This is a genomic window from Jeongeupia sp. HS-3 (genome assembly GCF_015140455.1).
Lineage (GTDB): Bacteria > Pseudomonadota > Gammaproteobacteria > Burkholderiales > Chitinibacteraceae > Jeongeupia.
This window is the reverse complement of sequence record NZ_AP024094.1, coordinates 1,941,676-1,963,946: the sequence shown is the minus strand read 5'-3', so window position 1 is coordinate 1,963,946 and position 22,271 is coordinate 1,941,676. Positions and strand designations below refer to the sequence as shown.

Below are 22,271 nucleotides of genomic sequence, written 5' to 3'. Positions count from 1 at the left end.
GTGAATCAAATTTTGCCGGGGATGAATTCTGTTAGACTAACCCGGCAAAATAAACAATCCGCATGATTTAGTGATGACACTGGGTCAAATGTGGTGTAGCGCAAAGGCCTTTGCCTTTAGCGTTTTTGTCGATAACTCCAAGAGGAAGACAAGATGAAGCTCAAAAAAATGTTGACCGTTGGCGCGGCTATCTTCGGCTTCGCAGCGCTGCAAGCACAAGCTGCTACCGAACTCGAATTCTGGACCATGAACCTCGCACCGAAGTTCAATGGCTACTTCGAGCAGTCCGTTTCCAAGTTCAACGCTGCCAACCCGGGCCTGCAAGCCAAGTGGGTTGACATGAACTGGGATCAAATCCAGCCGAAGCTGATTGCTTCGATCGCTGCTGGCAACCCGCCGGCACTGGTCAACTTCAACGTGCCTTGGGTACATGAGTACGCTCAGCAAGGCAACATTCTGCCGCTGGACCAGTACCTCGGTGCTGACAAGAACGTTTACCTGGCTGCCGCCCTCAAGGACGTGACTGTCAATGGCAAGGTGTATGCCTTCCCGTGGTACAACTCGGTTTCGGTTATTGCCTACAACAAGGACATCTTCGCCAAGGCTGGCGTGAAGTCGGCTCCGAAGAACTTTGATCAGCTCGTCTCTGATGCTAAGCAAATCAAGGCCAAGACTGGTCTGGCTGCTTTCGCTCCGAAGATGGGCAACATGGTGGGCTGGTTCTACTACGCAGGTCTGCCGGTCGTTGAAAATGGCAAGGCAGTGTTCAACTCGCCGAAGCACGTTGCTTTCGTGCAGAAGTTTGCTGATCTGTACAAAGCTGGCGTGATGCCGAAAGACGTCTTCAAGATGGAATTCGAGCAAGAAATCGCTGCGTACAACTCGGGCAAGATCGCGATGATGACCACCGCGCCGCAAGCTCTGAAGCGTACCGAAACCGATGCCAAGGCTATCTACGAGAAGACCGGTGTTGCACCGTTCCCGGCTGATGCTGGCAAGATGGCATTCGGCGCCTGGATGATGGACTTCGTTGTACCGAAGGGCACCAAGGATCCGGCTGCAGCTGCAAAGCTGGGCAAGTTCCTGACCTCGGATGAACAGCAAGTTGCGTTCTCGAAGGCTACCGAAACGACCTTCCCGTCGACCAAGAAGGCTAACCTCGACTCCTACTTCCAAGCTGGTGCCAAGAGCGCCGATGCGGTTGACCAGGCTCGTGCCGTTGCTGCCAAGTCGATGGAAAATGCTCGCACTCTGACCATTGCTCCGGGCGTGCTGCCGGATGAAGCTGCAATGACCAAGAAGTTGCAAGACGAAGTTCAAAGCGCGATCGAAGGCCGCAAGTCGGTCAAGTCGGCTCTGGATGAAGTGGTTGCCGCTTGGAATGAGAAGCTCGGCAAGAAGTAAGCATTTGCTTCTGTTTCTCTGAAAACGGAGCTGTCGGCAACGACAGTTCCGTTTTTCCCCGCCGTACATAAATATATAAACAGTCGAGTTGCGCCGTGAAAAACTCAAGCAGCTATACCGCCATTGCCTATCTGTTCTTGGCCCCCGCGCTAATTCTGATGGGTATCTTCACATTTTGGCCAGTAGGGTATAATACTTACCTGGCATTTAATAACTACAGCATTGCCGATGGCGTTGCGACATGGAACAACTTCGAGCATTTCAAGTACATTGCTCAGGAAGAACTGTTCCATAACGCGTTGAAGAATTCGCTGCTTTACCTGCTGGTTGTGCCGGTCATTCAGGTGGCTGCACTGGTTGTTGCCAAGCTGGTCAACAACAAGCTGCCGGGGATGACCTTCTTCCGCGCGGCGTATTACATCCCGGTCATTACCGCCATCTCGATTGCCGGTGTCGTTTGGGCCAACGTCTATAAGTACGACGGCATGCTCACTTGGCTGCTGCAGTCGCTGCATCTGGTGCCACAAGGCCCGGATGGTCAGATCGACTGGCTGGGTAATCCCGATATCGCCATTTACATGGTCATGATCTTTACCTTCTGGAAAGGTATCGGTTATTACATGGTCCTGTATCTTGCCGGTTTGCAAGCCATTCCGGCCGAGGTTGAAGAGGCCGCGATTCTGGATGGCGCCAATGCTTGGGATCGTTTCTGGAAAATCACCGTTCCAATGGTCAAGCCGACAATTTTGCTCTGTACGCTGTTGTCTACCATTGCCGCGATCAAATCCTTCCAGGAAATCATCGTGCTGACCAAGGGTCAGGCCGATACCTATACCGCGCTTTATTACGTGTACGACCAGGCATTCCGCAACTACAACTTCGGTCGTGGTGCCGCTGCCGGTCTGGTGGTGACCTTCTTCTGCATGATGCTCGCAGCCGTGCAGTTCCGTTTCTTCAGCGAGAAGAAGTAAGGAGCCCGCCATGTCTGCCAGTCATTCCGCTGAGAAGGTGCTGCCCCCAACGACGCAGGGCGGTCGCAATACGCAAAAAAGGTCCCGTAATATGGCTACTAGTCGCACGACCCGGCGCGCGCTGGCATTGATCGGGCAATATGCCGGTCTGATCGCCTTCGCTATCTTTACCTGCTTCCCGTTTGTCTGGGCGCTGTCGGTGGGTCTGTCTGCCGATCCGTCCAACACCTGGCTGTTCCCGCGGTCGTTCTGGCCAACCGAGCCGAGCCTGATGTGGTTCGAACGCGTCTTTACCGAGATGCCGTTTCTGGATTACCTGAAGAACTCGACCGTCATGTCGTTGTGGACGATTGTTGCGGTGGCGGTGATTTCGGTGCTGGCGGGTTACCCGCTGGCGCGGCTGAAATTCCCGGGTCGTAATCTGATTTTCGTTGGCATCATCGCAACCATGATGCTGCCGTCCGAAGTCAACATCATTCCGAACTTCATCACCCTCAAGCATATGGGGCTGCTGGACAGCTACTGGGGCGCGATCATCCCGAACTTTGCCGGTGCATTCGGCATTTTCCTGATGAAGCAGGCGTTCGAGCAGATTCCGCAAGACCTGATTGATGCTGCCCGTGTGGATGGTGCGACCGAGTTGCAGATCCTCTGGCGTGTGATGGTGCCGGTTTCGGCGCCGTCGATTGCCGCGCTGTCGATCTTCACTCTCGTTAACGCGTGGAACGATTACCTCTGGCCTTCGATCGTGATCACGACCCGCGACAAGTTGCCGCTGGCTGTCGGTGTGTTTAACGACCTGACCGGCCCGTTCGCGGTGTCGACCAGCCTCGTGATGGCCGCGATCGTCATGACCGTTCTGCCGGTTCTGATCTTCTTCGCCTTCACGCAGCGCTACTTTATCTCCGGCCTCGACGGTGCAGTGAAGTAAGCCCGCCGCGATCAGCTAACGCCCAAGAACTGAATTTGCAAGGAAATCGAAAATGGCTTCGGTTACGCTCAAGAACATCAAGAAAAACTACACCAAGGACGTTACCGTCATCAAGGGTGTGGATCTGGATATCCAGGACGGCGAGTTCGTCGTTTTCGTCGGCCCGTCGGGTTGCGGCAAGTCGACCATGCTGCGGATGATCGCCGGTCTGGAAGACATTACCGATGGCGAGCTCTTCATCGGCGACACGCTGGCGAATGACATCCACTCGTCCAAGCGCGGCATCGCCATGGTGTTCCAGTCGTATGCGCTGTATCCGCACATGACGGTCGCGCAGAACATGGGTTTTGCCCTCAAGCTCGCCGGTACGCCGAAGGCCGAAATTGACGAGCGCGTGAGCAAGGCTGGCGACATTCTGCAGATCACCCATCTGCTTGATCGCAAGCCGAAGGCACTGTCCGGTGGCCAGCGTCAGCGCGTGGCGATCGGTCGCGCGATCGTTCGCGAGCCGAAGGTGTTCCTGTTCGACGAACCGCTGTCGAACCTGGATGCTTCGCTGCGTTTGAACATGCGTGTCGAGTTGTCCAAGCTGCACCAGGATCTCAAGACCACGATGATCTACGTGACGCACGATCAGGTTGAAGCAATGACGCTGGCCGATCGTATCGTGGTGTTCAACGCCGGTATCATCCAGCAGGTGGGTAGCCCGCTGGAGATGTACGAAAACCCGTCCAACCTCTTCGTGGCCGGCTTCCTCGGCTCGCCGAAGATGAACCTGCTCGAAGCCCAGCTGGTTGGCGTCGAGCAAGGCGCAGCAGTCATGCGCTTGCCCAAGGGCATGACCGTGCGCAGCTCGGTTGATGCCAGCCGTGGCAAGGTCGGCGACAAGGTGACGTTGGGTATTCGTCCGGAACACATCCAGCTGGCCGATCCGCAAGATGCCAACGCCATTCCGGCGCGCGTCGACCTGATCGAACACCTGGGCGATATCGTACTGGCTTACATCGAGATCCCTGGCATCAACGAGATCCTCTGTGTCAAGCTGCCGGCCAATATGACGGGTCTGAAGTACGGTGATAGCGTGCGCATTACTTTCCCGGAAAAACACGTGATGCTGTTTGATGCCGATGGTCTGGCATTCACGCGCACGAAGTAATTCCTGTATTGCCTCGAAAGGCCTGCTATTTAGCAGGCCTTTTTCTTGCCTGAAAGCGAATGTGACAAGGCAGGCAAACCGGCATTTTGCGTCTTTCCCTAGAATGGACAGGTATCCAAAATGGGAGAGTCAAATGGGTGTTCAGGCCAAACACTGGGTGATTGCCGCAATGATGCTATGCAGTGGCGTGGTAGGTGCGGTAGACAAGGTGCAGAAAATTCGCACGCCGTATCTGGAAGGCTGGGAACAGGTACCGCTCGAGGTGATGGAGAAGCAGGCCGCGGCTTTTCCGGGTACCTACTGGCTGGAAGGCCCGGGCCAGCGCAAGCAGGTGGCGCTGACTTTTGACGACGGCCCCAGCGCTAATACGCCGGAGCTGCTGAAGGTTTTGCAAAAGCATGGCGTGCACGCCACCTTCTTCTGGCTTGGTGCACAAGTGGAGAAGAGCCCGGATGTTGCGCGAGATGCGGCAAAGCAGGGGCATACGATCGCCAATCATTCCTACAATCACCCGTATTCGAGCAAGCTGATTCCGGCGGTATTCTGGCGCGATCAGGTCGCACGTACCCAGCAGATCATGCAATCGACGCTCGGTTTTGCGCCGACGCTGTTCAGGCCGCCGTATGGCGACATCAGTGACAGCGAGGTCAAGCTGATGCAGGGGCAGGGCATGAAGGTGGTGAGCTGGTCGATCGATACCCGCGACTGGTGGGTGGCGTGGAAGAAGGGCATGCCGGGCGAGATCGAGAAGATGGTCACCGATTACGTTCACCCGGAAGCCATCGTGCTGATGCATGACGGTGGTGGCCCGCGCGAGCGGACCATTGCCGCGGTCGATGCGCTGATTCCCAAGCTCAAGGCGCAGGGCTATGAGTTTGTGACCGTCGACGCCATGCTGGGTGTGCCGGGCAAGCAGCAGTTTGTACAGCCTCAAGCTGCCGCTAGCCAATAAGCGGGATACACCGCCAACAAAAAAGCCGGTCAATTGACCGGCTTTTTTACACGCGTATTGCCTTAGATATGCGCGGCAACGTAACGCTTGAGCGCCTCGGTATCGGCTTCCAGCGTATCGAAACGCTGTGGCAGATCCTCAAGGCCGACAAGGTGCGCCGGGCGTTGCGGCGCGGTGTCGAGTGCTTCAATCATCGTTGCCTCGAACTTGGCCGGCAGCGCGGTTTCGAGAATCACCATCGGCACATTGGCATCACGATGCGCCTTGGCCGCCTTGTAGCCATCGGCGGTGTGCGGATCAATCTCGACGCCGTACCTGGCCGACACTTCGCGAATGCTGGCGACACGATCGGCGTGGGTGCTTTTCTCCGAGCGGAAGCCATAGGCGTCGTGCATACGCTTGAAATCGCCCTCCGTCAGTGCAAAGCCATCGGCCTTTTCGACTTGCTGCCACATCGCCGCCAGCAGATCGGCATCGCGGCCGATCAGGTCGAACACGAAGCGTTCGAGGTTTGACGCCTTGGTGATGTCCATCGACGGGCTCGACGTCTCGTAGGTGCGATCCAGACCGCGCGGCTGGTAGCGGCCGGTCTTGAAGAACTCGTCAAGCACGTCGTTCTCGTTGGTCGCGACGATCAGGTGGCGGATCGGCAGGCCGAGCTGGCGCGCGATATGCCCGGCGCAGACATTACCGAAGTTGCCCGACGGCACGCAGAAGTCGACCGGATCGCCGACATTCTTCGCAACGGCGAAGTAGCCCTTGAAGTAGTACACCACTTGGGCGATTACACGGCCCCAGTTGATCGAGTTCACCGCGCCGATCTTGTGCTCGGCCTTGAATGCGGCGTCGTTGTTCACCGCCTTGACCATGTCCTGGCAGGCGTCGAAGAAGCCTTTGACCGCGACATTATGGATATTGGCGTCCTGCAGGCTGAACATCTGCGCGCGCTGGAACGGGCTCATCTTGCCGGCGGGCGACAGCATGATCACGTTGACGCCATGCTTGCCGCGCATCGCGTATTCGGCTGCCGAGCCGGTATCGCCCGAGGTGGCGCCGACGATGTTGATCGTTTCGCCGCGCGCAGCCAGCACGTACTCGAACAGGTTGCCGAGCAGCTGCATCGCCATGTCCTTGAACGCCAGTGTCGGGCCGTTCGACAGCTCTTGCAGATAGAGGTTGTCTTCCAGCTTGGTCACCGGGGTGATCTCGGCCGCGCGTGCCGGATCACGACCGTTGCAGTACACCTCGGCGGTGTAGGTCTTGGCGATCAGCGCTTTCAGATCTGCCGCCGGAATATCGTCGACAAAGTGATCGATGATCTGGAAAGCCAGATCGGCATACGACAGCGGTGCAAGGCGCTTGAGGGCGTCGAGGCCGAAGTGCGGGTAGGCTTCGGAGATGCTCAGGCCGCCATCGGGCGCGAGGCCACCGAGCAGGATGTCGGAGAATGATTGCGGGGTCATGCCGCCGCGGGTCGAGATATATTTCATGGTCTCATTCAGCAAAAAGGCGTGGCCAAAGCCACGCCGAGTCGGATGGATTAACCGTTCAGATGCTCAAGCCGCAGCTTGACGATCTTGCCGTTGATGGTCGGCAGCGCCTCGATCTTCGCCAGCGCCGCATCGACGTTTTTCTCGATTGCGATGTGGGTGATGATGATGATGTCGTCGTGACCGTCATCGTTGCCGTTGTCGGACGGGCGCTGCAGCATGGCATCGACCGAAATCAGCGAGTCGGCAAGGATGCGGGTGACGTCGGCGAGCACGCCCGGCTGGTCCTTGGCATTCATGCGCAGGTAGTAGCAGCTTTCCACTTCGCCGATCGGCAGGATCGGCAAATCGGCCATTTGCGATGGCTGGAACGCCAGATGCGGCACGCGGTGTTCCGGGTCGGCGGTGTGCAGGCGGGTGATATCGACCAGATCGGCGATCACCGACGATGCGGTCGGTTCGGCGCCGGCGCCCGGGCCGTAATACATGGTGGCACCGACGGCGTCGCCCTTGACCAGCACGGCGTTCATCACGCCGTCGACGTTGGCGATCAGCCGCTTGTGCGGGATCAGTGTCGGCGCCACGCGCAGTTCGATGCCGTTTTCGCGGCGGCGGGTGATGCCGAGCAGCTTGATGCGGTAGCCCAGTTCTTGCGCGTAGCGGATGTCGATGGCGTCGAGCTTGCTGATGCCTTCGAGGTAGGCCTTGTCGAACTGGACCGGGATGCCGAAGGCGATCGCGCTCATGATGGTGAGCTTGTGCGCGGCGTCGTGGCCTTCGATGTCGAAGGTCGGGTCGGCTTCGGCGTAGCCGAGTGCCTGCGCTTGCGCCAGCACTTCCTCGAACGGCAGACCCTTGTCGCGCATTTCGGTAAGGATGAAGTTGCTGGTGCCGTTGATGATGCCGGCGATCCATTCGATGCGGTTGGCGGTAAGGCCTTCGCGCAGTGCCTTGATCACCGGAATGCCACCGGCGACCGCGGCTTCAAACGCGACCATCACGCCTTTTTCCTGGGCCTTGGCGAAGATCTCGTTGCCGTATTCGGCGATCAGTTTCTTGTTGGCGGTGACCACGTGTTTGCCGTTCTCGATCGCGGTCAGCACCAGCTCTTTGGCGATGGTGGTGCCGCCGATCAGTTCGACGACGATGTCGATATCCGGGTGGCGGGCAATCGCGAGCACGTCGTCGATGACTTCGACGTCGGCGCCGCAAATCGCGCGCGCGCTGGCGACATCGCGGCTGGCGGCCATTTTCACGGTAATTGGCCGGCCGGCGCGGCGGGCGATTTCCTCGGCGTTGCGTTTAAGGACGGTGGCAGTGCCGCCGCCGACTGTGCCGACGCCGCACAAGCCTACATAGATCGGTTTCATCACGGTCAACCCTTGGGCCTGTCAGGCCATTCTCAAATTTTTTTTGAAACTGTAGGAAGCGATGCTCATCCCTTCCCGGAAATAAAAGCGGTGCGCGCCTGCGCGCTGTACGCCCGAATCGAGCGCGAGCACATCACAGCCCTGCGCGTTGGCTTGCTCGGTGAGCCAGGCGAGGAGGGCGCGGCCGACGCCTTGTGAGCGGTCGGCCGCGCTGGTGACCAGATCGTCTACGTAAAGACGCCGGCCTTCATAAGTGTTCTCGATCACGCGCCACAGCGCGAGCCCGAGTACGCGTTCACCGTCGGTGGCAACCACCAGTCGGCCACCGGCAGTACACACTGCCGCAATCCTGCCGGCGTAGTCCGCTGGCAGGCTGGGGCGCAATTGCCGGTGTACCGGCTCGGCGGCGATCAGCCATTCTGGCGCGATCAGCGCACCCGAATCGTCGGTGAGCGGCAAGAGCTGCATTATGCGGTACCGTGGCGTTTTCGGTAAGACGCAAGGAAGCGCTCGAGCCGGCTCAGCGCATCGGTCAGGTCGTCCAGGTTGGGCAGGAACACCACGCGGAAGTGGTCGGGTTGATGCCAGTTGAAGCCGGTGCCCTGCACCAGCAGCACTTTCTCCTGCTGCAGGAAGTCGAGCACGAACTGCTGATCGTCGGCGATCGGATACACGGCCGGATCGAGTTTGGGGAACATATACAGCGCGGCCTTGGGCTTGACGCTGGAGACGCCGGGCATGGCGTTGAGCATGTCGTGCGCCAGATCGCGTTGCTTGGCGAGCCGGCCGCCGGCGCGCACCAGATCGTCAATGCTTTGATAGCCGCCGAGCGCGGTCTGGATCGCGTACTGTGCCGGCACGTTGGCACACAAACGCATGGTCGAGAGGATGTTCAGCCCTTCGATGTAGTCGCGGGCGATTTTCTTGTTGCCCGAGACGATCATCCAGCCGGCGCGATAGCCACAGGCGCGGTAGTTCTTCGACAGGCCGTTGAAGGTGACGAACAGGATATCGTCGGCGAGTGAGGCGATCGACGTGTGCTTGGCATCGTCGTACAGCACCTTGTCGTAGATTTCGTCGGCATAAATGATCAGCCCGTGTTCGCGGGCGATTTGCACCATTTCGCGCAACACCTCGTCCGGGTAGAGCGCGCCGGTCGGGTTGTTCGGATTGATGATGACGATGGCCTTGGTCTTGTCGCTGATCTTGGCACGGATATCATCCAGCGCCGGCAGCCAGCCGTTGGCTTCGTCACACAGGTAATGGCGCGGGCGGCCGCCGGCGAGGCTGACCGCGGCGGTCCACAGCGGGTAGTCAGGCATCGGCACCAGCACTTCGTCGCCGTTGTTCAAGAGGCCCTGCATCGCCATGACGATCAGCTCGGACGCGCCATTGCCGATATAGATATCGTCGACGGTGACGTCGGCGATGTTCTTCTCCTGCGTGTAATGCATGATCGCCTTGCGCGCCTGGAACAGGCCTTTCGAGTCGACATAACCCGAGGCGTTCGGCAGGTTGCGGATCACGTCCTGCACCACTTCTTCCGGCGCATCGAAACCGAACGGCGCCAGATTGCCGATGTTCAGCTTGATGATGCGGTGGCCTTCCTCTTCCATCTGCCGCGCTCGCTCCGGAATCGGGCCGCGGATTTCGTAGCAGACGTTGAGCAGTTTGTTCGATTTGAGGATGGCTTCCATGACGAGCTGGCCGGTGGCGGTGAAAGGAGAGTCCATTCTATCTAAAGAATCATGCTGCGGCGCATACAGCGCACCGTGACGATGCGGGTCACAGTTCGGCTAAAATGGCGGCAGATCGAATCAGGACTGCCGCGATGAAACTGCACCACACCGTTACCGACCATCTCAACCAGTTTGCCAGCTATGGCGACGGCTTCGTCAGCGTCAACGACGTGCGCTATGAAGGCAGCCTGATCGTCACGCCGGACGAGATCCGCGAATGGCGTCCGGCCAGTTTCGAGGCGCTGACGCCGGACGATTTCGCCGTGCTGCTCGAGCTCAAACCCGAGCTGGTGCTGTTCGGCACCGGCAAGACGCTGCGTTTTCCACATCCGCGCCTCACCGCTGCGCTGGTCAACGCCCGCGTCGGCTTTGATGCGATGGATACCGGAGCGATGTGCCGCACCTTCAATATCCTCACCGCCGAATCCCGCCGCGCGGTGGCCGTGGTGCTCGGCGCCTGATCCTGCGTTGGTGTGACCCGATGAAAGGCCGGTTTGATGCCGGCTTTTTTGTTGCTGCCGTTCGCCGATTGCTGCTTGTTGAATAGAACATTCGTTCTATATCATAAAGGGCATGAAGCGAATCGGGAGCAGGCCATGAACGCGGTGCTGAGTGATGTGCTCAAACATCCGGCAATCTGGTGCGGTGATAGCGCGCGTAGCGATGGGGCAGCCTGTGTGCCCAGCGGTTATGCCGAGCTGGATGCCGCCTTGCCGGGCGGAGGCTGGCCGCGGGCGGGGATGAGCGAGATCGTCGTTCCCCGCCCCGGTAGCGGCGAGTTGGCCTTGTTGTGGCCGGCGTTGCGCCGGCTCTCCGTGCAAACCGTGTTCGTGATCCAGCCGCCTTTCATTCCCTATGCCCCGGCGTGGGCCACCGCCGGGATTGCGCTCGAACGGCTGGTGTGGGTGCGCAGCCGCAGCCGTGCCGAGACCTTGTGGGCGATGGAGCAGGCCTTGCGCGAGCCCGATTGCGGCGCGGTGCTGGGCTGGGCCGACGGCATCGATGATCGCGCTTGTCGCCGCTTGCTGCTGGCGGGCAAGGAGGGCGGCAGTTGCGGCTTCCTGCTTCGCACCGGCGCGTCGCGGGCCATCAGTTCGCCGTTGCCGCTGCGCCTTGGTCTTGAATCCGGCGCGGCCGGTCTGACCGTGCATGTGCTCAAGCGCCGTGGCGCGCCCCTCACCGAACCGTTGTTGCTCAGGAGTCCCTTGCATGCTCTGGCTGGCCCTCCATCTGCCGACGCTGGCGCTGGACGTCTTCCCGAATATCGTCACGCCGCCTAAGCCCCGGCTGGTGGTCGAATCGGCCGGGCGGTTTGAACGTGTGGTGCAGGCCGATGCGCTGGCGCAATCGCTGGGCATCCGCGCCGGGATCAAGCTATCGGCCGCGCTGGCACTGGCCAACGAGCTGACCGTGCACCGGCGCAATCCGCCGGCCGAGGCGGAGGCGATGACGCTGCTTGCCTGCTGGGCGCAGCAGTTCACGCCCACGGCGGTGCTTGGCGCAGCGGGCATCCTGCTGCTCGAAATTGGCGGCTGCTTGCGCTACTTCGGCGGGCTGGCGCCGTTGCAAAGCCTGGTCGTGACCGGGCTGGCAGCGCTGGGGCACACCGCCCGGATGAGCTGCGCGCCGACGCCGCTGGCCGCCAGCTGGCGCGTGGCCCAGGGGCAGACCGAACCGATCCTCGATCCGGCCGGGTTGTTACCGGCGCTGGCCGGTTTGCCGCTGTCGGTGCTGCCGCTGCGCGAACGCCAGCAAGCCGGTCTGGCACAGCTGGGCGTGAAAACGCTGGGTGAGCTGCTGGCTTTGCCGCGCGCCGGCATCGCCCGCCGCTTTGGCGCCGATGTGCTGCCGTGGCTGGATCGGGCGCTGGGTGTGGTTGCCGATCCGCGCGAAGCCTTCGTGCCGCCGGATCGTTTTTCGCGCTGCATTGATCTGGATTACCCGTTCGAGCATGTCGAGGTATTCATCAAACTGGCCGAGCGGCTGTGCACCGAGCTGGCCGCGTATCTGGCCGGGCGCGGCCTTGGGGTGCAATCGCTGACCTTTCGTTTTGCCTACGAGGATGGTTCGGCGACGCTGCTCGAGGTCGGCTTCGGCCGACCGATCCGCCGCGTCGAAGAGATGCTGGCGGTGCTGCGCGAACGCGCCGAACGTTTTGCGCTGACCGCGCCGGTCTGCTCGCTCACGCTGGAGGCCGAGCGCTTGCACGCGCTCGGCGGTATGCCGCTGTCGCTGTTCGATCTGGCTGGCGGGCAGGGCGACGTGGGCCTGCTGCTGGCACGTTTGCGCGCACGGCTCGGCGACGCTGCGGTCAGCGGCGTGGCGACCGTCGCCGATCATCGCCCCGAGCGGGCTTGGGCTGTCACTCCGACGGGGGAAGCCTCCGGCGCGCTGCCGGTGGGCGAGCGCCCCGGCTGGCTCTTGCCCGAGCCGCTGGCGCTACCAATCCGCCAGGGTAGGCCCTGGCACGACGAGCCGCTGAGCTGCATCGGCCGGGCCGAGCGGATCGAGGCCGGCTGGTGGGATGGCGGCAGCGCCGTGCGCGATTATTTTCAGGCCGTCGGCCCGTCGGGGCGGCGCTACTGGATTTATCAGGATCGCCACAGCCTGGGCTGGTACTTGCACGGACTGTTCTGAATGAGCGCCGACATCAGCGCTGCGCCCGGTCTGCCCGAATACGCCGAGCTGCATTGCCTGTCCAATTTCTCGTTCCAGCGCGGTGCTTCGCACGCCGAGGAGCTGGTCGAGCGCGCCCGCGACCAGGGGTATGCGGCGCTGGCGATCACCGACGAGTGTTCGCTCGCCGGCATCGTCCGCGCTCATCTCGCCGCTAGCGAGGCGGGGCTGAAGCTGATTGTCGGCGCCGAGTTCGTGCTCGACGACGGCCTGCGGCTGGTGCTGCTGGCACCGGATCGCTCAGCCTACGGCGATCTGTCCGAGCTGATCAGCTGCGGGCGCCGCAACGCTGGCAAGGGGCAATACCGGCTTGGGCGCGGCGACGTGGCCGGCCTTGCCAGCCGGCTGCTGGCGCTGTGGTTGCCAGGGGAGGCGCCGGACTTGGCCGACGGCGCTTGGCTGGCTGCGCATTTTGCCGATCGCGCCTGGATCGCGGCCGAGCTGCTGGCCGGGCCCGATGATCGTAGCAGGATCGAACAGTTGCGCTGGCTGAGCGGGGCGACTGGCCTGCGTTGCGTGGCCGCCGGCGACGTGCATATGCACACACGGGCGCGCAAGCCGCTGCAGGATGTGCTGACGGCGATCCGGCTCGGCCAGCCGGTGGCGCAATGCGGCATGGCCTTGCAGCCGAATGCCGAGCGGCATTTGCGCGCCCGCGCGCGGCTGGCGCAGCTTTACCCGGCGCCGTGGCTGGCCGAATCGGTGGCGATCGCCGCGCGCTGCCAGTTCAAGCTGAGTGAGTTGCGCTACGAATACCCGGCCGAGCTGGTCCCGACCGGTATGACGCCGGCTGCCTATCTGCGCCAGCTGACCGTGGCCGGCTTGCTGCGCCGCTATCCCCACGGCGCGCCGGAGCAGGTCAGCGCGCAGGTCGAGCTGGAACTCGGGCTGATCGCCAAGATGCGCTACGAGGCGTATTTCCTCACCGTCGAAGACATTGTCGCCTTTGCCCGTAGCCAGGGCATTCTGTGCCAGGGGCGTGGCTCGGCGGCCAATTCGGCGGTGTGCTACGCGCTCGGCATCACCGAGGTCGATCCGGAAAGCGGCAATCTGCTGTTCGAACGTTTCGTCTCGGAAGAGCGCGCCGAGCCGCCCGATATCGATGTCGATTTCGAGCATGACCGCCGCGAAGAGGTCATCCAGTACCTGTACCGCAAATACGGCCGCGATCGCGCCGCGCTGGCGGCGACGGTAATCACCTACCGGACCAAATCGGCCTTGCGCGATGTCGGCCGTGCCCTCGGTTTGTCCGAAGACCAGCTCGACCGCTTGACGCGCTCGCTGGCGTGGTGGGACGACCGGCGCGAACTGGCGCAACGGATGCTCGAAGTCGGGCTCGAACCCGACAGCCTGCCGGTGCAGCAATTGCTGGCGCTGGTCGGCACGCTGCGCGGCTTTCCGCGCCATCTGTCGCAGCACGTCGGTGGTTTCGTGATCTCACGCGGGCCGCTGGCGCGGCTGGTGCCGATCGAGAACGCGGCGATGGCGGATCGCACCGTGATCGAGTGGGACAAGGACGACCTCGACGCGATGGGCTTGCTCAAGGTCGACGTACTGGCGCTGGGGATGTTGTCGGCGCTGCGGCGCACGCTGCAACTGGTCGCGGCGCTGCGGCAAGCGCCGATGAGCTTGCAGCAAATCCCGCGCGAAGATCCCGAGGTCTACGCGATGCTCAGCCGCGCCGACAGCATCGGCGTGTTCCAGGTCGAGAGCCGCGCGCAGATGAGCATGCTGCCGCGGCTGCGGCCGGAGACGTTCTACGACCTGGTGATCGAGGTCGCGATCGTTCGCCCCGGGCCGATTCAGGGCGGCATGGTTCATCCCTACCTGCGGCGCAAGCAGAAGCTGGAAGACGTCGAATATCCCAGTGACGCGGTCAGGGCGGTGCTGGAGCGCACGCTGGGCGTGCCGATTTTCCAGGAGCAGGTGATGCGCATCGCCGTGGTCGCCGCCGGCTATAGCCCGGGCGAGGCCGACCAGTTGCGGCGCTCGATGGCGGCGTGGCGTCGCACCGGCCGGCTGGAGATCCATCGCGACAAGCTGATCGACGGCATGCTCGAACGCGGCTATCCGCGCGAATTCGCCGAGCGCATCTTCAAGCAGATCGAGGGCTTCGCCGAGTACGGTTTTCCCGAATCGCACGCGGCCAGCTTCGCCATCCTCGTCTACGCCTCGGCCTGGCTCAAACGCTATGAACCGGCGGCGTTCTGCTGCGGCTTGCTCAATTCGTTGCCGATGGGCTTTTACACCGCATCGCAGCTGATTCAGGACGCGCGCCGGCACGGTATCGAGATCAGGCCGATCGACGTCCAGTACAGCGACTGGGATTGCACGCTGGAAGAACGTGGCCAGCCGCAACCGGCAGTGAGATTGGGGCTACGGTTAGTGAAAGGGCTGGGCGCCGAGATCGGCCGGCAGATCGTCGCGGCCCGGCCCGCTGCCGGCTACGGTTCGATCGACGTACTGGCGCAACGTAGCGCGGCCGACCCGCGCGCGCTGGCGGCACTGACCGAATCCGATGCCCTGGCGTCGCTGGCCGGCCATAGGCGCGAGGCGTGGTGGCAGGTCAGCGGGGCGAGGGGGGCGGACGATCTGGCGCCGGTCACCGCCGACGCGCTGCCGCCGCTGCCGGCCCTGTCGCTGGGGCAAGACATCGTCGCCGATTATCACGCCACCGGGCTGACGCTGCGCGCGCATCCGCTCAGCCTGCTGCGGTCGAGATTGCAACAGGAGCGCCTGCTGACTGCCGCCGAGCTGGCCGCCGCGCCGAATGGCCTGCCGGCCCGCGCCTGCGGCCTGGTGGTCGGCCGCCAGCGCCCGGGCACGGCCAGCGGGGTGGTGTTCGTGACGCTGGAAGACGAAACCGGCAACGTCAACGTGATTGTCTGGAGCGATCTGGTCGAGCGGCAGCGGCGCGAGCTGCTCGGTGCGCAGCTTTTGGCCGTGTACGGCGTGGTGCAGCGTGAGGGCGAGGTGGTGCACCTGCTGGCGAAACGGCTGGCCGACAAGAGTAGCTTGCTCGGTGGTTTGCAGATTTCCAGTCGTGACTTCAGATAAATGTAATCAATTTGTCAGACAAACGGTAATCATGGTCGGCTAAATTTTGTTACGTTATTGATGATTCATGTTGTTCGCATATTCCGAGTTCATTCGTTCTGATTGGAGGTGAAGCATGACGACGTTGCAGACTTCTCTTGCCGGCCAAGTGGCGGTGGTCACCGGTGGTGGCCGCGGGCTTGGACTGTTCTACGGCCAAAAACTGGCATCGGCCGGCGCCAGGGTCGCATTGCTGGCGCGCTCGCAGGCGCAGCTGGATGTGGCGGTCGCGACGATCCAGGCTGAAGGTGGACACGCCATCGGGGTGCTGGTCGATGTAATCGATGCGGATACGGTGAAGCGCGGTTTTACCGAGGTGGAAGAGCTGCTCGGTCCGATCGATGTGCTGATCAACAATGCCGGGAATGTCGGGCCGATCGGCAAGGCGTGGCAGGTCGACGGTCATGACTGGTGGCACGCGGTGGAGGTCCATCTGCGCGGCAGCTTCCTGTGCACGCAGGAGGCCTTGCGCCGGATGGCTCTGCGCCGCCGTGGACGCATCATCAATATCGCCAGCAACGCCGGTGCGCACCGTTGGCCGACCGCATCGGCTTACTCGGTAGCCAAGTCGGCGCTGATCAAGTTTACCGAGAACGTCGCGGTCGAGGCGAAATCGCTCGGTATCAGCCTGTTTGCGTTTCATCCCGGGCTGGTCAGCGGCGTGGGCATGGGCAGCGATGCGATCGCGCAAGGGGCCGAGCCCGGTTCGGCGCTGGCGGACCTCATCGCCTGGATGGAGGACGAAGCGGCCAATGGGCGCACCATCGGTCCGGAGCCGGGCGCGGAACGGATCATCGCGCTGGCGTCGGGCCAGTTTGATTTCCTGAGCGGCCGCTATCTCACCGTGTACGACGACCCGGCCACGCTGCTTGCGCAGGCGCGGCAGATCAAGCGCAGCGATGCCTTGATGCTACGGATACGCTCATTTGCCGAGGTTGATTGACTGGCGCTAGGGCTACGATGACGATGTCGTTGCATCGTTGCCCCAGCGATCCGCTTTGTGTTGATGGTTCGTGCTCATGAGCGGTCGCCAGCTTTCGTTTTCGCCCGGCAGCTTGGATGTCAGCTGCCCTGCGTTCTTGAACTCGATGACGTTCTTGTACCCATTTCCGAGTTGCAATGTTCCGGCCGAAGTCTGGGCGGATGCCGTTCGGGTCAGCCGACGGCGAGTGGCCGGGCGGCGAGGGCGCTAAACCGGCGCCGTCCGTTCCACGCCGACCCAGCGCCACAGCAGCAGTGCCGCCAGCAGCGCGCAGCCGCCCGAGAAGGCAAAGGCAACCAGGGGCGAGACGGACTGGTACAGCCAGCCGAAGACGATCGACGACGGGAGCAGGAAGGCGCCGACGGTCAGATTGAACCAGCCGAACGCGGTGCCGCGTCGCGCGGCCGGCGCAACGTCGGCCACCATGGCCTTCTCGACGCCCTCGGTCGCGGCCATGAACAGGCCATAGAACGCAAACAGCGCGATCAGTAGCGCGCTGCTGTCGGTCAGCATTCCCATGGCGAAGTAAAAAAGTCCGTAGGCAAGATAGCCGCCGATCAGCAGGCGAACGCGGCCGACGTGATCCGACAGCGCCGACAAGGGCGTGGAGAACAGCATCGCCACGACCGAAACGGCGGCCCAGAGCAGCGGGATGTGCGCCTCGGGAACGCCGAGCTCCTTGGCGCGCAAGAGCAGAAACATATTGGACGAATTACCCAGCGTGAACAGCGCGATCACCGCCAGATAGCGTTTGAATACCGGCGGCATATCGTTCATGCGCCAATCGAAGGCCTGCCGCTTGGGTCGCTCGTCAAGCTGCGGTTCGCGGATCCAGCAGGCCAGGGCCAGGCACAGCAGCGCCGGGATGATCGACCACAGGAACACATCCTTGAGCGGCATCTGCGCCGCCAGCAGCAAGTACGCGATCAGGGGGCCGACCACGGCGCCGGCATTATCCATCGCGCGGTGCAGGCCGAACGCCAGGCCGCGCCGCTCCGGGCCGACGCTGGCCGCGAGCAGCGCATCCCGTGGCGATGAGCGCAGACCCTTGCCGATGCGGTCGGCGAAGCGGATCACCAGCAAGCCAGACCAGGTGCTGACGAAGGCGACGAGCGGGCGTCCCAAGCCGGCAAGACCGTAGCCGAACACGATCCACGGCTTGGTACGGCGAGTACGATCGACGATCACGCCCGAAAACAGCTTGAGTATGCTGGCGGTTGCCTCGGCAATGCCCTCGATAATCCCCAGCGCCCGTGGTCCGGCCATCAATACCGACGATAGGTAGAGCGGGATCAATGGATAGAGCATTTCACTGGCGCTGTCGTTGACCAGACTGATCAGGCCGATCAACCAGACGGTGCGCGGTAGCGCGAAAATGCTTCTAAACATGCGTCCCTCGGTTGTAGATGAGAATGTTATTCATTCGTCATTTGTGGATTGTCGCCGCGTGGGTCGTCGGTGTCCAGAAAAGCACCGCCAGCTGACGCGGGGGCCGAGATGCCCCACCGTGAGCACGCCAAAGTGCTAGAATCGCCCCCTCGCTGCCCCGATGGTGAAATTGGTAGACACAAGGGACTTAAAATCCCTCGGCGTAAGCTGTGCCGGTTCGACCCCGGCTCGGGGCACCACCACCGATTCCACGCGCTTCCGATCGCGTCCAGATCACCCGCACAGTCACCAGGCTTTGCGGGTTTTTTGTTTACGGTACGGCCTAAGCCGTACCGATTGGCGCAACGAGCGCGCAAAGGCGTTCGGGAATGGCGAGTAACCTTTCCCGATAGCTTGTTTTAGGTGGGTTTTGAGCGCTGCTGCAGAGGATGGGAGCGGAGCGCAGAAAAGCAAAAAGCCCTGAGACGAATCAGGGCTTTTTTACTGGAGGCGGGGGTCGGAATCGAACCGGCGTAGGCGGATTTGCAATCCACTGCATAACCATTTTGCTACCCCGCCGTAACGGCGACGAAAAAGGGAAAGTAAAATACTTTCCCTTTTTCTGGATTTGGAGCGGGATAAGAGGCTCGAACTCTCGACCTATACCTTGGCAAGGTATCGCTCTACCAACTGAGCTAATCCCGCATCAGCAGGCAAAACACGAAACGAATGGAGCGGGATAAGAGGCTCGAACTCTCGACCTATACCTTGGCAAGGTATCGCTCTACCAACTGAGCTAATCCCGCTTCGCTGCTGCGTTTTGCAACTGAGGAGCGCATTATGGTTTGTGGCTTTCCGTCTGTCAACACCAGTTTGCAAAAAAGCCGAGGCAAACGCGGTCGGTGGCGCGTCTGGGTGTAGTATAAGCACACTGATGCCGTGCGACGGGATGCGTCGCGCCGGATGATAATCCGTTACGCATCAGGGGCTTGAAGTACTGATCAGATCCGTCGCGGGGCAAGACCGCGCGTTTTGCATGGGGGAAGACCATGAGCAAGAAAGTTGTCACGCTGGCGCATTACTACTGCCAGCCCGAGATCCAGCAGATGGCCGACAAGGTCGGCGATAGCCTGGAGTTGTCGCTGTATGCCAAGGAATGCGGCGCCGATACCATCGTGTTCGCCGGTGTGCGTTTCATGGCCGAAACCGCCAAGATCCTCAATCCGGAAGCCGAGGTAATCCTGCCCGACGCCGGTTCGACCTGTAGCCTCGTCACCCAGACCGACGTGGCCGCGTTGCAGAAGTGGCGCGAGGCCCATGCCGATTATGTACACGTCAGCTACATCAACAGCTCGGCCGAGCATAAAGCCTTGAGTGACTGGATTGTCACCAGCCGCAACGTCGACGACATCATCGCGCACCTGTATGCCGACGGTAAAAAGGTGATTTTTTCGCCCGACCGCAATATGGGCGCGTATTTGAACTTCCAGTACGGCTATGACATGCCGCTGTGGTCGGCCGTGTGCGAAGTGCACGACAAGTTCAACCAGACCGCGCTTGACGAGGCTTTTGCCAGCGTGGCCGGTGCGAAATACCTGATCGCCCATCCGGAATCACCGCTGCCGGTGCTGCAGCAGGCCGATTACGTCGGCTCGACCTCGGGCATGCTGAACTGGGTGAAATCGTTCGACAAGGAAGCCGACGCGGTGATTTTCGTCGCAACCGAGGACGGCATTCTCTACAACATGGGTTTGGCACGGCCGGATCTCGACATCCGTCAGGCGCCGATCTACGCCGGCTGCCAGTGCAACTCGTGCCCGTATATGAAGATGAACACCATCGCGGCGGTGAAGCGGGCGCAGGCCGGTATCGGTACGCGCATCGACTACCTGACGCCTGAGCAGATGGCCGCGGCGCGTTTGCCGATCGAGCGGATGCTGGAATTCTCCAAGCGTTACTACCAGTAAACCCAAAGGGCGACTTCGGTCGCCCTTTGTCTTGGAGGATCGCATGGCAAAACAATTCGATTACCTCGTATTCATCGGCCGCTTCCAGCCGGTGCACAACGGCCACCTGAAACTGATCCACGCCGCGCTTGAGCATGCGGATAAATTGATCGTGATTTGCGGTTCGGCCCGGCAGGCGGCGAGCCCGCGCAATCCGTTCACGCTGGCCGAGCGCGAGGCGATGTTGCGCATGGCCTTGCCGGACGAGTTGCAGCACCGGGTATTCATGGTCGGCTGCTCGGACCGGATGTACAACGATCAGCAATGGGTGACCGAGATCCAGAATCAGGTCGACAAGGTGATTGCCGTCGATACCGCCAGCCTCGGCCATCGCGCCGCCGAGTTCCGCATCGGTATCGTCGGCAGCCGCCGCAGCCGCAATGCCTGGTATCTGGAGTTGTTCCCGCAGTGGCAACGGCTGGATGTTGAGGATGAACCCGATATCGATGCGCAGCGCGTTCGCGATGCCTTGTTCGATGCCGGCGGCACGGCGTTCGATGCGTGTGCGGCCAGATTGCCGCCGACGGTGTTCGACTGGTTGCAGACGTTTCGCGCCGGCGAGGTATACCCGCGCTTGCTGGCCGAGTACCGCTACCTGCAGGACTTCCGCCGTGCCTGGGCGGTGGCGCCGTATCCGCCGACCTTTGTGACTGTCGATGCGGTGGTGATCCACTCTGGGCATATTCTGCTGGTGCGCCGTCGCGGCATGCCGGGCAGGGGCTTGTGGGCCTTACCCGGCGGCTTCATCAATCAGGACGAGCCGATTCGCGACGCGGTCATTCGCGAGCTGAAAGAAGAAACCCGCCTCAAGGTGCCGGCGCCGGTGCTCGCCGGGTCGATCCGGGCCAGCCGGGTGTTCGATCACCCGCAACGCTCCTTGCGCGGGCGAACGATTACGCACGGCTTTTTGATCGAACTGACGCCAACCGGTGAGGGCTTGCCCAAGGTGCGCGGTGGCGATGATGCCGACCGGGCGCAGTGGGTGCCGCTGTTCGAGTTCAACCGGATGGAAACCGAGCTGTTCGAGGATCACTTTTATATCGTCAACTGGTTCCTCGGCCAGATCTGATTCGTCACGCATAAAAAAGCGGCCCCGATGGGGCCGCAATGTCTCTAACTCGTCGAGCTGACCACGCGGGCCGGTACGACTTACTGCGCGTTTTCCTTGGTCACCAGGTTCAGCGGCACAGGAATGGACTTGGGCACCTGCTTGCCATCGATCAGTTGCTTGGCGGTATCGACGGCCATCTTGCCCATCAGGTCCGGCTTTTGCTGCACGGTGGCGGCGAGCGTGCCGGCCTTGACTGCGGCAATCGCATCGTTGGTGGCGTCGAAGCCGACGATGACCACGTCTTTCAGCCCGGCCGCTTTCACCGCTTGCGCTGCGCCCAGCGCCATTTCATCGTTCTGGGCGAACAGGGCCTTCACACCCTTGTTGCCCTGCAGGATGTTCTCGGTCACGGTCAGGCCCTTGGCACGATCGAAGTCGGCCGGCTGTTTGGCAACGACCTGCACATCCTTGACCGTGTTGACGATCTCGTTGAAGCCCTGGCCACGTTCGCGTGCGGCCGACGAACCCGGAATGCCTTCAAGTTCGATGATCTTGCCCTGATGCTTGATCTGGTCGAGCAGGAAGTTGGCTGCCATGCGGCCGCCTTCGACGTTGTCCGAGGCGATGTGCGCAACCACGTCGCCGCCGTTGATGGTGCGGTCGATCGAGATCACCGGAATCTTGGCGTTGTTGGCGCTACGCACGGCGTTGGCCAGTGCGTCCGAATCGGTCGGGTTGATCAGAATGACGCTGACCTTCTTCTGGATCAGGTCTTCGATGCTGGCAATCTGCTTGGCGGCATCATCCTGGGCATCGACGGCGATCAGCTTGATGCCCTGCGCCTTGGCTTCGGCTTCGGCGGCTTGGCGCAGGGTGACGAAGAAGGGGTTGTTCTGGGTCGAGACGGCCAGGCCGATCACCGGCTCGCCGCTGGCGGCTGCGCCCGAGGCGGCGCTGCTGTCCGGGCCTTGCTTCGAGCAAGCGGCCAGACCAAGGGCGATGGCGCCAATCAGCAGGGGTTTGATCCACGGTTTCATGCGACTTCTCCTAAACGTGCGTTGTGTTGTTGGGCAAGCGAA

At 61.7% G+C, this 22,271-nt stretch carries 18 protein-coding genes and 4 tRNA genes; 13 read left to right on the top strand and 9 right to left on the bottom strand.

The annotated features are described in order from the left end of the window. Positions 1-153 precede the first annotated feature (153 nt). The 5 genes from JLC71_RS09310 to JLC71_RS09290 all read left to right on the top strand — a co-directional run bounded on the left by JLC71_RS09310 (position 154) and on the right by JLC71_RS09290 (position 5,414). Entirely contained in the window at positions 154-1,404 is a 1,251-nt protein-coding gene (locus tag JLC71_RS09310; RefSeq protein WP_200915158.1) for an ABC transporter substrate-binding protein, read from the top strand. A 95-nt stretch (positions 1,405-1,499) separates the two neighbouring features. Beyond that, the gene (locus tag JLC71_RS09305) at positions 1,500-2,375 is read left to right on the top strand and encodes a carbohydrate ABC transporter permease (RefSeq protein ID WP_236250849.1); all 876 of its coding nucleotides are present in this window, start codon (positions 1,500-1,502) and stop codon (positions 2,373-2,375) included. A 91-nt stretch (positions 2,376-2,466) separates the two neighbouring features. Then, positions 2,467-3,306 carry a carbohydrate ABC transporter permease gene (locus JLC71_RS09300; protein ID WP_236250848.1) on the top strand — a complete coding sequence of 280 codons (840 nt, stop codon included), beginning with the start codon at positions 2,467-2,469 and terminating at the stop codon, positions 3,304-3,306. Positions 3,307-3,358: 52 nt separating this feature from the next. Next, positions 3,359-4,462 (top strand): ABC transporter ATP-binding protein, encoded by a 1,104-nt coding sequence (locus tag JLC71_RS09295; RefSeq protein ID WP_200915157.1) that lies wholly within the window; start codon positions 3,359-3,361, stop codon positions 4,460-4,462. Between the two features lie 133 nt (positions 4,463-4,595). Beyond that, complete coding sequence (locus tag JLC71_RS09290; RefSeq protein ID WP_200915156.1) at positions 4,596-5,414, top strand: polysaccharide deacetylase family protein; 819 nt, start codon at positions 4,596-4,598, stop codon at positions 5,412-5,414. 62 nt (positions 5,415-5,476) lie between these two features. Here the strand turns inward: JLC71_RS09290 and thrC are convergent, their stop codons facing one another. The 4 genes from thrC to JLC71_RS09270 are packed head-to-tail and all read right to left on the bottom strand — an operon-like array spanning position 5,477 to position 9,971. Then, positions 5,477-6,904, bottom strand: a complete 1,428-nt coding sequence (thrC, locus tag JLC71_RS09285; RefSeq protein ID WP_200915155.1) for a threonine synthase — start codon at positions 6,902-6,904, stop codon at positions 5,477-5,479. Between the two features lie 50 nt (positions 6,905-6,954). After that, complete coding sequence (locus tag JLC71_RS09280) at positions 6,955-8,274, bottom strand: homoserine dehydrogenase (RefSeq protein ID WP_200915154.1); 1,320 nt, start codon at positions 8,272-8,274, stop codon at positions 6,955-6,957. Between the two features lie 21 nt (positions 8,275-8,295). Continuing rightward, complete coding sequence (locus JLC71_RS09275; protein ID WP_200915153.1) at positions 8,296-8,733, bottom strand: GNAT family N-acetyltransferase; 438 nt, start codon at positions 8,731-8,733, stop codon at positions 8,296-8,298. Between the two features lie 8 nt (positions 8,734-8,741). After that, complete coding sequence (locus JLC71_RS09270; RefSeq protein WP_200918318.1) at positions 8,742-9,971, bottom strand: pyridoxal phosphate-dependent aminotransferase; 1,230 nt, start codon at positions 9,969-9,971, stop codon at positions 8,742-8,744. 134 nt (positions 9,972-10,105) lie between these two features. Between JLC71_RS09270 and JLC71_RS09265 the strand changes: the two genes are divergently transcribed. The 5 genes from JLC71_RS09265 (at position 10,106) to JLC71_RS09245 (ending at position 16,728) form a co-directional block, all read left to right on the top strand. Continuing rightward, entirely contained in the window at positions 10,106-10,474 is a 369-nt protein-coding gene (locus JLC71_RS09265; RefSeq protein ID WP_200915152.1) for an Mth938-like domain-containing protein, read from the top strand. 135 nt (positions 10,475-10,609) lie between these two features. Further along, positions 10,610-11,293: a translesion DNA synthesis-associated protein ImuA gene (gene imuA, locus JLC71_RS09260; protein ID WP_200915151.1), complete on the top strand. Its 684-nt coding sequence runs from the start codon at positions 10,610-10,612 to the stop codon at positions 11,291-11,293. After that, on the top strand, positions 11,223-12,650 hold the full coding sequence (locus tag JLC71_RS09255) for a Y-family DNA polymerase (RefSeq protein WP_200915150.1): 1,428 nt from the start codon (positions 11,223-11,225) through the stop codon (positions 12,648-12,650). The genes imuA and JLC71_RS09255 overlap by 71 nt, the downstream gene beginning before the upstream one ends. Then, a complete protein-coding gene (locus JLC71_RS09250) occupies positions 12,651-15,746 on the top strand; it encodes an error-prone DNA polymerase (RefSeq protein ID WP_200915149.1) in 3,096 nt (1,031 codons plus the stop codon). Between the two features lie 115 nt (positions 15,747-15,861). Beyond that, entirely contained in the window at positions 15,862-16,728 is an 867-nt protein-coding gene (locus JLC71_RS09245; RefSeq protein WP_200915148.1) for an SDR family NAD(P)-dependent oxidoreductase, read from the top strand. Between the two features lie 246 nt (positions 16,729-16,974). On the opposite strand, the gene JLC71_RS09240 is transcribed toward JLC71_RS09245, so the two are convergent. Continuing rightward, on the bottom strand, positions 16,975-18,156 hold the full coding sequence (locus JLC71_RS09240) for an MFS transporter (protein ID WP_200915147.1): 1,182 nt from the start codon (positions 18,154-18,156) through the stop codon (positions 16,975-16,977). 154 nt (positions 18,157-18,310) lie between these two features. Here JLC71_RS09240 and JLC71_RS09235 point away from each other — a divergent pair. Further along, a tRNA-Leu gene (locus JLC71_RS09235) sits at positions 18,311-18,395 on the top strand. Between the two features lie 245 nt (positions 18,396-18,640). On the opposite strand, the gene JLC71_RS09230 is transcribed toward JLC71_RS09235, so the two are convergent. From JLC71_RS09230 to JLC71_RS09220, 3 genes are all read right to left on the bottom strand, one after another. Next, positions 18,641-18,714, bottom strand: a tRNA-Cys gene (locus JLC71_RS09230). A gap of 50 nt (positions 18,715-18,764) precedes the next feature. Next, a tRNA-Gly gene (locus JLC71_RS09225) sits at positions 18,765-18,840 on the bottom strand. 25 nt (positions 18,841-18,865) lie between these two features. After that, positions 18,866-18,941, bottom strand: a tRNA-Gly gene (locus tag JLC71_RS09220). A 243-nt stretch (positions 18,942-19,184) separates the two neighbouring features. Between JLC71_RS09220 and nadA the strand changes: the two genes are divergently transcribed. Together nadA and JLC71_RS09210 are read left to right on the top strand one after the other, a co-directional pair. Then, the gene (gene nadA, locus JLC71_RS09215; RefSeq protein ID WP_200915146.1) at positions 19,185-20,102 is read left to right on the top strand and encodes a quinolinate synthase NadA; all 918 of its coding nucleotides are present in this window, start codon (positions 19,185-19,187) and stop codon (positions 20,100-20,102) included. Positions 20,103-20,145: 43 nt separating this feature from the next. Next, entirely contained in the window at positions 20,146-21,210 is a 1,065-nt protein-coding gene (locus tag JLC71_RS09210; RefSeq protein ID WP_200915145.1) for a bifunctional nicotinamide-nucleotide adenylyltransferase/Nudix hydroxylase, read from the top strand. Positions 21,211-21,290: 80 nt separating this feature from the next. Here the strand turns inward: JLC71_RS09210 and rbsB are convergent, their stop codons facing one another. After that, a complete protein-coding gene (gene rbsB / locus JLC71_RS09205; RefSeq protein ID WP_200915144.1) occupies positions 21,291-22,229 on the bottom strand; it encodes a ribose ABC transporter substrate-binding protein RbsB in 939 nt (312 codons plus the stop codon). Positions 22,230-22,271: the final 42 nt, after the last annotated feature.